The 16,002-nt window shown below is 40.5% G+C and carries 13 protein-coding genes and 1 pseudogene; 8 read left to right on the top strand and 6 right to left on the bottom strand.

All coding sequences use genetic code 11. The features are described from left to right. The first annotated feature begins 62 nt into the window (after nt 1–62). Entirely contained in the window at nt 63–668 is a 606-nt protein-coding gene (locus IQ244_RS07500; protein WP_193891461.1) for a Uma2 family endonuclease, read from the top strand. 561 nt (nt 669–1,229) lie between these two features. Here the strand turns inward: IQ244_RS07500 and IQ244_RS07495 are convergent. Continuing rightward, nucleotides 1,230–2,114: a ParA family protein gene (locus IQ244_RS07495; RefSeq protein WP_193891459.1), complete on the bottom strand. Its 885-nt coding sequence runs from the start codon at nt 2,112–2,114 to the stop codon at nt 1,230–1,232. 1,084 nt (nt 2,115–3,198) lie between these two features. Between IQ244_RS07495 and tatC the strand changes: the two genes are divergently transcribed. Beyond that, entirely contained in the window at nt 3,199–3,993 is a 795-nt protein-coding gene (tatC, locus tag IQ244_RS07490) for a twin-arginine translocase subunit TatC (RefSeq protein WP_193891544.1), read from the top strand. Then, nucleotides 3,990–4,325 carry a tRNA-binding protein gene (locus IQ244_RS07485; RefSeq protein ID WP_193891457.1) on the top strand — a complete coding sequence of 112 codons (336 nt, stop codon included), beginning with the start codon at nt 3,990–3,992 and terminating at the stop codon, nt 4,323–4,325. The genes tatC and IQ244_RS07485 overlap by 4 nt, the downstream gene beginning before the upstream one ends. Nucleotides 4,326–4,425: 100 nt before the next feature. Here the strand turns inward: IQ244_RS07485 and IQ244_RS07480 are convergent, their stop codons facing one another. Next, nucleotides 4,426–4,734: a DUF3067 family protein gene (locus IQ244_RS07480; RefSeq protein ID WP_193891455.1), complete on the bottom strand. Its 309-nt coding sequence runs from the start codon at nt 4,732–4,734 to the stop codon at nt 4,426–4,428. Nucleotides 4,735–4,963: 229 nt separating this feature from the next. On the opposite strand from IQ244_RS07480, the gene petC reads away from it, so the two are divergent. The 3 genes from petC to IQ244_RS07465 all read left to right on the top strand — a co-directional run bounded on the left by petC (nt 4,964) and on the right by IQ244_RS07465 (nt 7,045). Then, a complete protein-coding gene (gene petC, locus IQ244_RS07475) occupies nt 4,964–5,503 on the top strand; it encodes a cytochrome b6-f complex iron-sulfur subunit (RefSeq protein ID WP_193891453.1) in 540 nt (179 codons plus the stop codon). A 120-nt stretch (nt 5,504–5,623) separates the two neighbouring features. After that, a complete protein-coding gene (gene petA / locus IQ244_RS07470; protein WP_193891451.1) occupies nt 5,624–6,625 on the top strand; it encodes a cytochrome f in 1,002 nt (333 codons plus the stop codon). Between the two features lie 201 nt (nt 6,626–6,826). Next, on the top strand, nt 6,827–7,045 hold the full coding sequence (locus IQ244_RS07465) for a cupin domain-containing protein (RefSeq protein WP_322746034.1): 219 nt from the start codon (nt 6,827–6,829) through the stop codon (nt 7,043–7,045). A 271-nt stretch (nt 7,046–7,316) separates the two neighbouring features. Here IQ244_RS07465 and trxA read toward each other — a convergent pair. The 4 genes and pseudogenes from trxA to IQ244_RS07445 all read right to left on the bottom strand — a co-directional run. After that, nucleotides 7,317–7,667: pseudogene (gene trxA, locus IQ244_RS07460) on the bottom strand (thioredoxin); the annotation flags it as partial. A 363-nt stretch (nt 7,668–8,030) separates the two neighbouring features. Beyond that, the gene (locus IQ244_RS07455) at nt 8,031–9,194 is read right to left on the bottom strand and encodes a GuaB3 family IMP dehydrogenase-related protein (protein WP_193891443.1); all 1,164 of its coding nucleotides are present in this window, start codon (nt 9,192–9,194) and stop codon (nt 8,031–8,033) included. A gap of 405 nt (nt 9,195–9,599) precedes the next feature. Next, on the bottom strand, nt 9,600–11,993 hold the full coding sequence (locus IQ244_RS07450) for an endonuclease MutS2 (RefSeq protein ID WP_193891440.1): 2,394 nt from the start codon (nt 11,991–11,993) through the stop codon (nt 9,600–9,602). A 460-nt stretch (nt 11,994–12,453) separates the two neighbouring features. After that, complete coding sequence (locus IQ244_RS07445; protein WP_193891437.1) at nt 12,454–14,733, bottom strand: NACHT domain-containing protein; 2,280 nt, start codon at nt 14,731–14,733, stop codon at nt 12,454–12,456. A gap of 160 nt (nt 14,734–14,893) precedes the next feature. Here IQ244_RS07445 and IQ244_RS07440 point away from each other — a divergent pair, with 160 nt between their 5' ends. Next, nucleotides 14,894–15,106: a hypothetical protein gene (locus IQ244_RS07440; protein ID WP_193891435.1), complete on the top strand. Its 213-nt coding sequence runs from the start codon at nt 14,894–14,896 to the stop codon at nt 15,104–15,106. A gap of 292 nt (nt 15,107–15,398) precedes the next feature. Beyond that, nucleotides 15,399–15,986 carry a Uma2 family endonuclease gene (locus IQ244_RS07435; protein ID WP_193891432.1) on the top strand — a complete coding sequence of 196 codons (588 nt, stop codon included), beginning with the start codon at nt 15,399–15,401 and terminating at the stop codon, nt 15,984–15,986. The last annotated feature ends 16 nt before the right edge of the window (nt 15,987–16,002 follow it).

The raw sequence follows: 16,002 nt of genomic DNA, 5'->3' as shown, positions 1-16,002 counted from the left end.
AATGTAGGGACGTTTAATCAAACGTCTCTATGTTTATGTAGGAATTGATATTTTCCAAGATTATGAACACCCAAACACCTGTAGCCACAGAAATCTTACCAATGGTGCTGAAAATGCAACCAAACATAATCGTAAGTGACGAGCAACTTTTTGATTTCTGTCAAGTAAACCGTGATTTTCGCATTGAACGTAATCACCTGGGAGAATTATTGATTATGCCCCCCACAGGCTCAGAAACAGATGAACGCAATTTTAATTTAATTGTCCAGTTAGGTATTTGGACAAAGCAAGATGGTACGGGTGTAGGTTTTGGTTCTAGCGGTGGTTTTACTTTACCCAACGGTGCAGTGCGTTCTCCTGATGTAGCCTGGATAAAAAAAGCCAGATGGGAAACAATACCTTTACAGCAAAGAAAGAAGTTTGCGCCTATTTGTCCTGAATTTGTAGTGGAATTGCGTTCAGAGACAGATAATTTGCAAACATTACAAGAAAAAATGGAAGAATATATAGCTAATGGTACAGAATTAGGTTGGTTAATAGATAGAAAACAACACAAAGTATTTATTTATCGTCCTGAAAAAGCTGTAGAAGAATTAGAAAATCCTTCGACATTAAGCGGTGAAAATCTATTACCAGGATTTGTTTTAGATTTAAGTCAAGTTTGGTAAGCAGATAATCTTAGAAAGAAAGTTAAGAAATCCTTTATTCATTATTTTAATTCTGTTTTAAAAATTGATATACCTGATACCATTTCACTTTAACAATGATACATATATGCAATCAGCGCCTCAACTTCGCTGCTGGTAGTTTTAGGGAATAGGTGACAGGTTACAGAAAATGATCTGTAATATCAAGTCCTGATGATTAGTTATAATTCCCACAATCGTAGCACTCCACTCCCAGCCCTTCCCCGTGAATAGCTACGGTGCGGTGTACACACAAGTCAAAAATTTTCGTGTTCAACCACATCCCGCCTAGAACTAAAGTTCCAGGCTCATAGCCAAAGTCCACTCAACTGGACTGCAATATAATTCTCTTTCAGCCATCTTGAGATGACTTGCGCTATGAGACTCGGAATTCATTCCGAGGTGGGACAGATGCACTCAACGAACATTTATTTGTGTGTACACCACAGCCGTGAACAGCGAGGAGAGACAAAACGTAGTTTTGGCGGGGTGGGGTTCCTCGGTTTTTATAAGTAATCAAGCGGACATGACATAATCTATCCTCTACAACTTCTGCAATAACTCTTGCGTCAACTGCAAAAATGCTTTAGAACCAGCAGATTGAGGTGCATTTAAAACAGCAGGCATAAAACTATCCACAGCTTTCGCCACATTAATATCAACAGGAATTTGGGCTTTACAAATTTGTTCTACACCAAAATCTTCCACAACTCGGTGCATAACTTGTTTGTAATATCTGCCAGTGAGTAAATTGGTATTGCACATACTAAAAACAATTCCCAGCATCTTGATATTTATTTTCGCTTCATGTTCATGACTATCTTTTAACTGGCCAATGCGTCTTTCTAACAGTTGAATTCCCACCACCGATAAAGGTTCTGGCTTGGCGGGAAGAATGTAAAAATCACTCGCAGCTAAGGCACTACGAGTCAGCAAATTGTAACCAGGAGCGCAATCTAACAGAATAAAATCATATTGATCGCGTACTGGTTTTAATATGTTATTTATCAAAACTCTTTCAAAACGGTTCCAGACATTTTCAAAGTTTTGTTCACCAAAAGCAACGGTTTGTTTGTGCAGCATTTCTGATACAACAAACTCATCATATAAGTCGATATCCCCAGGCAATAAATTAAGTTCTGGAAGTCCACAAATTTGGGTTTGAATAATATCGTTAATTGTTACCTTGCTATTGGGATCTGGATTAATAACATCGTCGATTAAATATCTAAACGTTAGTCTTTGTTTGCGGCGCTTGGCAAAATCTAAAGGCGACATTAAACTCAGGGTGGCGCTAATTTGGGTATCTAAATCTAATACCAGTACCTTTTTACCGTAATTTTTCGCTAAACAAGTAGCTAAGTTGACGGTGAGAGTGGTTTTCCCTACACCGCCTTTCATATTTGCAGTAGCAATTACATATCCCATTGGTTAAATCCTCTGATGACGCATTCCCATCTAGGTAGCGTACACCCATCCTGAATAACTAAAACTTTCGTTAAATTTAATATTTGTGGGAAGTTAAAAATTCATGCTGTCAGATTATAGCAGTGCAGTGTGTGGCTGATGAATCAATCATGGAAGCAGCCCTGACTGTCCATATCCAGCATCAAATTATATTTCTTTTTTTACATAAATTTGTCATAGTCATTTGTCTTTATAGCAATTTTATGAGAAGCTGCACTCGATAAATTTTGTAGAGACGTTGTACACAACATCTCTACAACAACCGATAAATTGTATTTTCATCGAGAAACAGTATAAGGACTTACGCAAGTGTGATATTTTTTTCGTTGACTCTTGTACCCAAAAATTGGTGTGCTAGTTGCACAAGTCCTAGTATTTACAAAAAATAAGGGACAAATGACTAATAACAACCTCACCCAAAGAATATACAACTTGCACGTACATCAACCAATTAATCTCTACACTTACCGTGTCGGAGACAATCTCCTGTTTGATCTTCTCTAGACGAGATTTGCCACGGCACTCGATTAAGTTGAGTGTCTATACTTATTTTAGCAAAATTAGTAGTAGTAATAAAAACATAGTTACTACTCGCTAAACTGGGTTTCGCATTGTAAAAATAAGCAGGTAATGCTATTAATCCAATGCACATTATCCTATACATACAAACCTCAGCAAAGAATTTCCGATCGCGCTATCGCTGAAGATGCCACCTTGATGAATCGGATTTTTTCAACTGAGCATTATCTGTTGATATTGTATCAATTTATGCAATGCTACTGGACGCAGAGACGTAATTGCTTAAATTTCAGTTCCATCCCCATATCTTATGTAGCTTACAGGATGGTGATGATTCACAAGATGGCTTCCCACTAACTTATGCAAGCCTTACCACAAAGAAACAGGAAAAAAATCCTCAATCAGAAATAAACATAATTTTGCTATTTAGTTTTTCAACTAAAACTGACGCAACGATATTCATTACTTTGGCAGCGGTGTAAGGGAGTAATAGAATAGTTAACAAATGTTGCCTAATAGCCTACTCATGACTCCTTCATCAGAAGCCGACACCATTACCAATCCCAATATCGATCTAGAAGGACAAGGCAACTCAGACAATGATCCTCTTGATGAGTTGCCTGGTGAAGTCGAAATGTCTCTTTTCGACCACCTAGAAGAGTTACGACAACGGATATTTTATTCGCTAATAGCTGTAGTCATTGTTGTTATCGGCTGTTTTCTGGCTGTCAAGCCAATTGTGCAATTACTGGAAGTACCAGCACAGGGGGTCAAATTTCTCCAACTTGCACCCGGAGAATATTTCTTTGTCTCCTTAAAAGTCGCTGGCTATAGCGGACTGGTACTTTCTACTCCTTTTATCCTTTATCAAATTATCCAGTTTGTTCTCCCAGGCTTGACACGCCGTGAACGTCGCCTAGTGGGGCCGATAGTTTTAGGGTCGAGTGTGTTATTTGTTGGGGGTTTAGTCTTTGCCTATTCAGTCCTTATCCCCGCAGCTTTGAGATTTTTTATTAGTTACGGTGCTGATGTCGTAGAACAACTGTGGTCAATTGATAAGTATTTTGAATTTATACTGCTGCTACTGTTTAGCACGGGTTTGGCATTTCAAATTCCCATCATTCAACTGTTACTAGGTAATTTAGGAATCGTTTCTTCCGACAGGATGCTTTCTGGCTGGCGGTTCGTGATTATGGCCGCCGTAATTTTAGGTGCTGTCCTCACACCTTCTACCGACCCCTTAACCCAAGCTTTATTAGCTGGTGCAGTTTTAGGGCTTTATATGGGTGGGATTGGTTTAGTTAAGCTCACAGGGAAATGACACAGATAACTTACAATGACTTTGAAAAAGTAGAAATTCGTGTAGGTAAGGTCATCGAAGTTGCTGAATTTCCCCAAGCACGCAAACCTGCCTACAAACTTTGGATAGATTTTGGTGATTTAGGCATAAAAAAATCTAGCGCCCAAATTACCAAACTTTATCAGCCAGGAGATTTAGTAAATTGTTTAATTTTAGCTGTGACTAATTTTCCACCTCGTAAAATTGCTGATTTTATTTCAGAAGTTTTAGTTTTAGGTGTAGTTTTAGATGATGGCAAAGTGGCATTAATACAGCCCGATAGAGATGTGCCTATAGGGGCAAGAATTTTATAGTTTAAATTTAGGACAATTACTAATAAATCAAACAATATCTCCAAAAGGAGTAGGATTTTAAAGTTTTTATTCACTCCTACTTCCTATCTCCTGCTTCTGTTTATACTATCCATTCGGAAGCACGTTCACCCAAATCGAGGGGTATACTGACAGCCTTACCCAGCCTGGGGCGATCGCGTGTTTGGGCAATAAAACTTTTTACCTGTGCTGTACCATCTAAAGCATTAAGATAATTAGCGATGGTATCAAGATGTTCTTGGTACTCTGCCTCTGTAAGTGGAAAAGAAGCTTGCTCTAGATATTTCCACATGACTTGGAGAAATATCTTGCCTTGAGTACGGCGGAACTGGACATCGTAAGAATGTCCCCATTTATCAAGCAACAGTTGGTGTAATTCCTTTCCTGTCATAGCTTCTCTCAATTAGATTTTACATTTAGTTATGATGTTAAGTTCCGTAACTCAAGTATGATAGGGATATAAAGAAATGTAATGCTAACAGAAAAGATGCTAAAAGTATCTTGCAACAAAGAAGTTTAGCATCGTTAGTTGGCATTTCAACCCAGACAAGAGTTGCTCAAGCATTAGTACTCTTGTCAGAATGCTTAAACAAAATATACAAAGAGCGAGCGCGTAGGATATGGCTCAATTTTCGGAATCAATGGACGTGCCTGATATGGGTCGTCGTCAATTCATGAACCTGCTCACTTTTGGGACTGTCACTGGAGTAGCTCTGGGTGCATTGTATCCCGTTGTTAACTACTTTATTCCTCCGGCGGCTGGTGGTGCTGGTGGTGGTACAACTGCAAAAGACAGCCTCGGCAACGATGTGAGCGTTAGTCAATTTCTCGACAGCCATAACGTAGGCGATCGCACCCTCGTTCAAGGATTGAAGGGCGACCCCACCTACATTGTGGTCGAAAGCAAAGAAGCTATTACCGATTACGGCATTAACGCTGTTTGCACCCACTTGGGTTGTGTTGTTCCTTGGAACGCTGCGGAAAACAAGTTTAAATGTCCTTGCCACGGTTCTCAATACGATGCAACTGGTAAAGTAGTCCGAGGCCCTGCGCCACGTTCTTTGGCTTTAAGCCACGCCAAAGCCGAAAACGACAAGATTGTTTTGACAACCTGGACTGAAACAGACTTCCGCACCGGCGAAGAACCTTGGTGGTCTTAATTTTGAGTGCTAAGTGCTGAGTGTTGAGTTAAAAGTCCATAGTGTAAACCATTGACAATTGACCCTTGACTCTTGACCAATGACCGACTACTTCATCCAAGAATCGTTGTCCTTATAGAGATGAGAAATTCCTTTACAACAGCGAGTTTAACTCGCAGTGCTAGAGCAATTACTAGAACATTGCTCATAGCGATCGCTACAGTAACATTCTTCTTTACTAGCGATATTGCTCTTCCTCAAAGTGCTGCCGCCTATCCCTTCTGGGCGCAGCAAACCTACCCTGAAACTCCCCGCGAACCGACAGGTAGAATTGTTTGTGCTAACTGTCACCTAGCCGCCAAACCAACAGAAGTAGAAGTTCCCCAATCAGTGCTGCCTGACACAGTATTCAAAGCTGTGGTGAAAATTCCCTACGATACCAGCGTGCAGCAAGTTGGTGCAGATGGTTCTAAAGTTGGCTTAAACGTCGGTGCAGTTTTGATGCTACCTGAAGGCTTCAAACTAGCGCCTGAAGACCGTATTCCTGAAGAACTGAAAGAAGAAGTCGGTGACACCTACTTCCAAACCTACAAAGAAGGTTCAGACAATGTTGTGATTGTTGGCCCCTTACCTGGCGAACAATATCAAGAAATTGTCTTCCCAGTTCTTTCTCCTAACCCTGCAACAGATAAGAATATCCACTTCGGTAAATATTCAGTTCATGTAGGTGGTAACAGAGGACGCGGACAAGTTTATCCTACTGGCGAAAAGAGCAATAACACAGCTTACAACGCTTCGGCTACTGGCACCATTAGCAAAATTGCTAAAGAAGAAGATGGTGACGGTAACGTTAAATATTTAGTGAACATCAAAGCCGAATCTGGTGATGTGGTCACTGATACAATTCCTCTTGGCCCAGAACTGATTGTTTCTGAAGGACAAGCAGTAAAATCTGGTGATGCTTTGACCAGTAACCCCAACGTTGGTGGCTTCGGTCAAAAAGATACAGAAATTGTGTTACAAGATTCCAGCAGAGTTGGTTGGTTAATTGCCTTTGTCTCTCTGGTAATGTTGGCTCAAGTCATGCTAGTTCTCAAGAAAAAACAGGTTGAAAAAGTTCAAGCTGCTGAAATGAATTTCTAAAATTCTCTGATAAATCCTTTTTTATTAAAGGCAGGCAATATGCCTGTCTTTTTTAGTTTTGGTTAATGATAATTAGGGCTTGCTGAAAAAGTTCTTTGGTGGGGATAAGGAAAAGGGAACAGGGAACAGTTTGACTGGCATTTAGTTAAACAACCACATTTGAGTGTAATTCATAAATTAATGTCAGATGGAACTTATGAAGTGAAGCGCTATAATGAGCGATCGCAGCAATTTTTCGTTATTTTATCTGGAACTGCCACATTAGAAATAAATTGCGATCGCCAAATTTTATCTCAACATGAAGGTGTAGAAATTTCCCCTGGTATTGCCCATCAAATATTTAATCAAAGCGACCAAGGTTTAGAATTTTTGGTGATTTCTCAATCGCCTAGTCATAGGGATCTGATTTTGGTGTGTTAGTTGTAGATAACAATTAAAAACAAATTTTATCAAATAAAACATACTATCCTCAAACTAGAAGTCTGAGGAAGCATAATTTAGGGCTATGCTGGCTAGATATTCAATATTTGAGAACCAAGAATTAGTTCTTCAAATAGTTGTATGTCCATTAACTAGCGCTGAGAAAGTTTTACTGAGACGCGAGGTTTCGCGTCTCACAAACTTTTGTACAAAAATTACCTAAAACGTAAGCAAATAAGCGTCTCAAAAGGATTGTATTACCGATTGAGTTTTAACCAACATACTTTTCCAAAGTAGTAGCTAATGTAGTTTTGGGTACGGCTCCAACGACCATATCAACTTTAGCCCCATCTTTAAAAATCATTAATGTGGGAATGCTGCGAATGCCATACTGACTTGCCACTTGAGGATTCTCATCAGTATTAACTTTTACAACTTTGAGTTTACCTTCGTACTGAACAGCAATTTCTTCGACAACAGGAGCTACCATGCGGCAAGGGCCACACCAGGGAGCCCAAAAATCAACTAAAACAGGTACGCTGCTGTCGAGAACTTCTTGCTTAAAAGTAGAATCTGTAACTTGTGCGGCTGCTGACATGCCTAAAAACCTTTGCCAATTACATTTCTGAGTTTCGTGAAAATTCTACCATAGCAAAAACATCTGCTCTGAAGAGTAAGGATGTACATTTGCAACGAAACCAGATGATAAACATAAGGAACCGCCCGAACAGTAGTCCGGGCGGAGTGTGGTGTGAGGAGTGAACGGAAACATGCGTCTCCGCTTTCTCTATTGTAGGCGACATACAGGATTTTTCCAGTTGAATGTTTGCGAGTCTGGAAAAATTTCCTGAAGATTTTCAACTGGATATATCTAAGGGATTAGGGAAAGTGAAAGTATGAAGCATGAAGTGTGTAGAAGTTTCTAGCTGCTTGCCGCAGGCTAGGATGAAATATGTTTTTTCAGCCGATCACCTTCATAATTTCTTTATTTACCCATACCTAATTGTTGCGCTTTTTGGTAAACTTTGCCCTCAGTTAACAAAGAAGGAGCAATAACAACTTCAACTTGCTGCATTTCTTTGATGTCTTTGGCTCCCAAAGTACCCATACTAGTTTTTAAAGCGCCCAACAAGTTGTGAGTGCCATCATCTAAGCCTGCGGGGCCAATGAGGATTTGCTCAAGAGTGCCAGTTGTTCCAACTTTAATCCGCGTTCCGCGAGGTAGCACAGGGCTAGGAGTAGCCATTCCCCAATGAAAACCGCGCCCAGGGGCTTCAGCGGCTCTAGCAAAGGGTGAACCAATCATCACACCATCAGCACCACAGGCAATGCACTTACAAATGTCTCCACCGGTGATTAAACCACCATCAGCGATCACAGGTACATATTTACCAGTTTGCTGATAGTAATCATCGCGGGCAGCGGCACAATCGGCGATCGCTGTTGCTTGGGGTACACCCACACCCAACACACCACGGGAGGTACAAGCTGCACCAGGGCCAATACCCACCAATACCGCCGCTGCACCAGCCTTAATTAAGTCTAAAGTGACCTCATAGGTAACACAGTTACCCAACACCACCGGGATGGGCATAGAACGGCAGAATTCCGCCAAATCCAGGGTAACTATCGACTCTGGTGAAAGGTGGGCTGTGGAGACGACTGTAGCTTGGATAAAAAATAAATCTGCTCCAGCTTTCGCCACAGTCTCACCATATTTGCTGGCTCCTGCTGGTGTAGCACTCACAGCCGCGATTCCACCTTGTTGTTTAATTTCCTGAATCCGTTTTTCAATTAATTCCGGCTTGATGGGTTCGGCATAGAGTTCTTGCATTAAGGAGACAAATTCATCCTTTCCGACCGAAGCAATCCGATCTAGGATAGGGTTTGGGTCAGCATAGCGAGTTTGAATACCCTCTAAATTGAGAACGCCTAATGCACCTAACTGTGACAAACGCACAGCCATACCTACATCAACTACACCATCCATTGCACTAGCAATTATGGGGATATTTCTCTCTATATTGCCAATCCGCCAGCTAGTATCTGCCAAACTAGGATCTAAAGTTCTGTTGCCGGGGACTAGTGCAATTTCATCAATTCCATAAGCCCTACGAGCCGTTTTTCCCCGCCCAAGTTGAATGTCCACGCTGTTAACTTTTATCAAAACTGTTCTAGCTAGGGTATCAAATTGTGAGGTGATTTGCAGCGATTTTTTGGTAAGTAACTACAAAGATGTTTCCGATTATCGTTAGAGAAAAATACTAGCTGGAAAAGAGGGAACAAGAGAAGAAAGATTTTCTTGTGAATAGCTGACTAGTTGAGGTGGAGACAATACAGAGGAAAAACAATTTTGAGGTGGTATTCAGTAAGCGATCGCTATTTTTGCTTTCACAATCTCTACTAGCAGAAATTTACCAAAAAAATAGCAAGAATATACAAATTTCCTGATGTTTTTTGATGGCTTCTGCCAAGTATTTAGGATTGTCGAAGCTGAAAAAAGTTCGCGATCGCACAATTGCTTTGACACAATTTCTCGCTACAGTGATCTAGCTTAAGAAATTTGAGCAATTGTCACACCACTACCACCATCAGCTGATTCGGCTGGTTCGTAACTGCTGACTCTAGGATGTTGTCGCAAAAAGGCATGAACACCTAGCCTTAGTTTTCCTGTACCGTGTCCGTGAATAATCCAGATGGGGCCATTGGCTTCGGAAATGGCTTTATCTAATTCAATTTCGGCATCGGCTACCCGCTTACCTCGTAAATCGACTGTATTTTTAGAAGTACGAATGGCGGGTGCGGCTTGGGGTGACGGAGTAGTTGGTGTTGGTGTTGGTTTTTGTTTGACAATGGGTTCAGCTTTTTGCCCATCAAGAGATTCGATGTCTGGCAATTTTACTGTCATTTTCATGATGCCGAAGCGCACATTTAACTCTCCATCCTCATCGGGAGCGGTTAAAACTTCTGCGGTTTGGCCAAATTGGGAAATGCGGATGCGATCGCCTACTTTTGGCATAAAGCCCACTTTGGGTTTAGCTACGGCGGCTGGCTGGTATTTTTGGGTAATCTGATTTAAAGCATTGGTGGCTTGTTGAGCATCTTGCGCTGTGGGTGTGCCTTGCTGCAAGCGGCGAATGACTTGGGCAATCTCTCCTTTGGCTTGCGCGATCGCCTGTTGCACAGCAACTTCTTGGGAAACCCGCAATGATTTTTCCCGTTCTTCTAAGGATGCGGCTTTGTCAGAAACTTCTTTATATAATCGTTCCGCTTGCTGCAAGAGTTTTTGGGCTTCTGCGGCTTTGGTTTCTTGGCGGCGACGTTGGGCTTCTAACCCGGCAATTACTTGGTTAACTTCGTCAGAGGCTTCGCCTACTTGAGTTTTGGCATTTTCTACTACTTCTGGTTTTAAGCCTAAACGCAGCGCGATCGCCAAAGCGTTAGAACGTCCTGGAATCCCCCACAGTAAACGATAGGTAGGCGACAAAGTAGCTTCATCAAATTCTACCGAGGCATTTTCAAACCGCGCATCTTCGTATTTTAGGGCTTTGAGTTCTCCAAAGTGAGTTGTGGCAATTGTTAACTGGGCGTGTTCCGCGAGATATTGCAAAAGTGCGATCGCTAAGGCGCTACCCTCGGCTGGATCTGTACCCGCGCCTACTTCGTCGAGTAATACGAGCGAGTTGGGCTGATTTTCTTCCTCTTCATTTTCTAATGCATTCAAAATCCGGCTGATGCGGCGGATATGCCCAGAAAATGTCGATAAACTCTGCTGGAGGGATTGTTCATCACCGATGTCTGCTAATATCTGGTCAAACCAAGGCATTTCCACGGGTTCGCGGGCGGGGATGAATAAACCCACTTTCGCCATTAATGCTGCTAAACCGAGAGTTTTTAAGGTGACAGTTTTTCCCCCAGTGTTCGGCCCGGTAATTGTTACTACCTTAATATGGGGACTAATCAATAAATCTACCGGGATTACCGAGTGGCCTTGCTCATGCTGTTGCTGCCAAATTAACAACGGGTGACGCAACTGACGTAAAGTCACAATTTCTTGTTCTTCACGGTTAATAAATCTGGGGGGATTTGCTTTTAACCAGTAACTATAACGCGATCGCGCCGCCGCTAAATCTAAAGTCGTCACAATGGCTAATAGCCTTTCTAAATCCGGGGTGACGGCTGCGACTTGCTCAGTTAAAATGCGCCGCACTGCTTCTTCTTCTGCTTGTTCTCGTTTCAGCGTTTGCCGCAATTGATTCCCCATCGGCACGATAGAACTAGGTTCCACGTACAGAGTCACACCACTTGTAGAACTATCATGAACGATACCGGGAATAGCATCTTTGTGGCTGGCTTTGACGGGAATAACAAAGCGATCGCCCCGTTGAGTAATTAGTTGTTCTTGAACAGCATTCGATTTCGCTTGTAAAATATTATGCAGTTTTTGATTAATTTGACTGCGTAATCGCCGCAAATCATCACGGATTTCGGCTAATTTTTGGCTGGCACGATCAGCTACAACCCCACGTTCATCAATACAACGGTGAATTTCCTGTTCTAATTCTGGATAAGTGCGTAAATCTGCGACTAAATCAGTTAATACTGGTGTATCTTCTTGGTTATCAATTACACGCCGTAAATTTCTCGCCCCTGCTAGAGTGGTGGCGATCGCGAGTAATTCATCCCCAGCTAAAATCCCTCGGAGTTCAGCGCGTTCTAGAGAATCACCAATATCTTGAATACCATCAAAAGATAAGCCTGTAGCCAGACGGCTTTCTAGTTGGTAAACTTCTTTAGTTTGTGCTAATAACTGCTCGCTGACTGACTGTGATGTAGGAATTTGTAAATTAGTTGATGCGATCGCCCCTAGCTTAGTTGCCGCAAATGTCGCCAAATGCTGGCAGAGGCGATGCCATTCTAGTAGTTCTAAAGTTTCCGATTGGATCAAGGCTACAACATCTAAAAAATCTTATATGAAATTATCGTAACAACATAGTTGTGTTTACAGCCAATATTAGAAGATGCACTTGCTTTGCTGATGATAGAAGAGGGAGCGATCGGCTTTACGTTATGGCTGAAAGGGCATTTATACTCATTCAGTAGTAAAACTTTCTTGTTTATGATCAATTATGTAGGGAACTAGTAAACTTCTGCTCTGCTTTGTTTTGAACAGCTTTTGCTTCTTCTACATTAGCTCTAATCAATCTTCTTAACCTCAACAACTGTTGAGCAAGGGTTCGTGCTACTCCTCGTTTGTCATCTAAAAAATGGCACAATTTGACTATGCGAACTGAAAAAGTAAAAGTGCGAGCGCAAATATCTTTTACCACAAGCTATCTTTTAAATAATTAAATTGTAATTTGTTGTAGAAATATTCAATAATTTTACAATTCATATTGATGTACTCTTTACTCAACTTTAATTTTTATTGGTAAAAATAGCGAATCTTCTATTTTTTGTCTGACTTCACAGCTAACGTAACAATCACTGTTTAAACAATCAAGTAGTAATAAATTAATATTATAGTAATTCCATATCAATTCCGTTTGCTCGTCATTTAATTGTTTTTGATAACCAATTTTCCTATATTTAATTATCAGAATTCTCAGAGTATTTAGCCATTCGTCTATAGTCTTGTCTTCTCGTTCAATCCACTTTTCTGGATTATCACAGAAAGGAATTTGCTTTTTTAAATTTTGAAGTGATTTTTTAAATTCAGGTTCTAAGTTAAGGTTAAGAGAAAGAGCATAACTCAGGCATTCTAATGGATCAGAGTTTACAACTTCAAGAGCATCGGTAAGTTTCTCGTCAAAATCAATCTCTGGATCAACTTCAATATTAAATCCAAGTGCTGTAGCAAGTTCATTGCAGGAATCTAGAACTGAGTAACTAAAAAAAAGAGCGTGTTCCAAGTAGAATGCTCTTACTACTGCTCCTTTATGGTTATATTTGACTGATAATGCTTTGTTATATACTGTCTGTAAAAGGTTCTGTAACTTATCATCAAAAGCTATAAGTAAGTCAATTTTTGACTTGATCAAAACTAATAAATCATCTGCCTTACGCATCATTCCAGCTGCAAGCAAAAATACTTCCCGCCAACGTATCTCTGTAATATGCTCTACCAGACTTTCCCACGCAGAGTTAGCAACTATTTCTCTTGCAGCGAAAAACTCATGAAACGTTAGGTGAGAAAAGGAATAGATACCCTTTGCCCTTTCTACTAGTAGCCCATGCTGTGCTTCAATAGACTTTAAAACGGCTTCACTATCGAGTTTCAATACTTCTGGATCTGTGTCAGCATTGCGTAAGTTACGGATAAAATCAGCAATGTATGTTTCGGCAGTTTTCTGCTTAAAGAAATAGTCTTTCTGCTCAAAGGTAGTTAAGCCTATTTGACTCAGTAAGTCTTCCTTACGCCGCAAAGACAGGTTTTTATAGACCTGCTCTCTCTCAATATTGCGTTTGGCATCCCATTTTTTCAGCAATACATCTAATCCTTCTTGATAAAGTTCAGAACGATTTGCTGGGAAATCTCCACTATCTCCAAACACCAAACATAGTAATGTCAGAAGTAAAGGACTACTAGCTAATTCTTGGATTGGTTTATTCTCCTTTAGTTTTTGAATGAATCTTTGACTTTTAACTGGATCAGTTAACTGGAACCAGTTTTGAGCAAAAATTGCTATTTGTTTTTCGTCAAAATCTGCCATTTCTACTTCTGTGAAACTTTGATAGGTGTATTCTTTGGCAGCAATACGACAGGTAATTACAAACTGATTGGTGTGAAATAGATCAGAAAATTCCCGAATTTGTCGTAAAACACGATTGGTGTCTTCCTCTCGTACTTCATCTAACCCATCCAGCAATACCAATGCCTTACCCTGTTTCAACAGTTTCTCTACTGCTGCACTGGCATGAGTTACCCCACAGCTTGATAATAGTTGAACAGTAAATTTCAAAATATCTGGTTTTTTAGGTGCTTCTGCAAAATCTTTTAATGTGATAAACAAGGGAACTCTATTTGCTTGATATCTCCCTTCAATACACTGCATTGCTAGATATTTTAAAAAAGTAGTTTTTCCTGCTCCTGGTTTACCTAAAACCATCAACTTACTATAACGCTGTACAACCTCTAATCCTGAGACTCGTTTCTGTTTTACTCTGCTAAGTCCAAGTCGCTCAAAGTTATCATGGTCACAGTTTTGCATTAGTTCCGCAACTTTTAGTCGTCTTCGTCCTGTTATTGCTTCCAGAATATTGACATTTGTGTAAATACCTTGTTTTCCTGTTAACTCAATTGGCTTAGGCATATCTAATACCCGCATGGTTCCGCACTTTTCTTTGATATAGGGTTTGATTTGTTTGCGGATTTCTTGCACTAAAGTATCAATAGAATCATCTATACCATCTGTAGTTAAATCGCCAGGGGGTTTTTGCTGTGAGTATCTTTTGCTCAGATACTCCCGTAAGCGGCTTTCTTTAACAGGGCCATTACAAGTGATGCAAACTTTTTTGTAAATGCCTGTAAGACAAGTACCAAGGTTACTTTCAGAAATGTTTAATTCTTGAGTTACGTTGACTCGATTCTTACTACGACCGAATATTTCCAGAAAAACTTCTTTCTCTCGGTGCGACAATTCACTGTATTGCTCCAGTTGCTGAAGAAAGTCCTCTGGTATAGACATTGACCACTCCCACAATTACTTATAAGCCAGTGTAGCCAAAGTTTTTATCAAAATGTGGAGTTAAATCAGTGTAAGTCAGGCTAAGTCAAGGTAAGTCAGATAAATAACTACAAAAGAAAATTGCGACATTGAACTCAGTCAAGCTACTGAGGCAATCGTAATGCTAGAAACACTAATCCCTCTGGTTATAAATAAGTCTGTTGAAGTTGTTGTTGGAATACTGCTGGAAAAGTTTTGTAAATGGCTACTGAGTGATGCCAATATCAAAAGTGCTAACAATTTCTGGAAAATGCAGATTCTTGTACTTTATCTAGATTGGGTTGTGCGAAAAACACCACTAAAATCTCTACCAGAAAAATCACAAGACAAGTAGTAGAGATGATAAAGCGATCGCATTCATCAACCAAAGGCGATCGCACCCTCAACCCATTTCCTAAACTCCTATCGTGCTACCATGACCAATAAATTTTTGTGGGAGGTCTAGCAATGGCTACCCTTCATACGCTGAATATGCCCTTGAAGTTCCGCTGTTGCCGTCAATATAAAAGCGATCGCATCTCTTCAACAATTAAATATATCCTTTGCGGTGAAACATCATGAGCGATCGCAAAATCCTCATCGCCCTATTTATAATGAGGCTAATGTTACCTGAGTAAATAAATCTTATGGTTGTGCAGACTCCCCCCCGTCAATACTCCGCGGAGGAATACTTGGCACACGAAGAGGCTGCTGAGTCCCGCAGTGAATACCGTGATGGAGAAATTATCCCAATGACCGGAGGATCACTTAATCATAACCAAATTATTATCAACCTAGTATTAGGTCTTTCACCCAGGCTAAGACAACAAAATTATAATGTGTATGCCAATGACCTGCGTCTCTGGATTCCGCGTTACCAAGCATACACATATCCTGATGTTCTCATCATCAAAGATGAACCAGTCTTTCAATCAGGAAGGAAAGACACAGTAATAAATCCCAGCATTATTTTTGAAGTGCTTTCTAAATCTACTAGTAGTAGAGATAGAGGTGATAAATTTACTTATTATCGCTCCATCCCCGAATTTCAAGAATATATTTTGATTGACCAATATCAACTGCACATTGAGCAGTTTAGCAAAACTCCTGATGGCAATTGGCTATTTAAAGAAACTGACGATGAAGATGGAGTTTTAAATTTAGTTGCTGCTAACTGCCAAATTCCCCATCGCCAGATTTACGAACGAGTTAACTTTGAAACTCAACCAGAGTAGTTCTTTTGCCTTTTAC

The organism is Nostoc sp. LEGE 06077 (genome assembly GCF_015207705.1).
Lineage (GTDB): Bacteria > Cyanobacteriota > Cyanobacteriia > Cyanobacteriales > Nostocaceae > Nostoc_B.
This window is presented reverse-complemented; position numbering and strand designations above follow the sequence as displayed.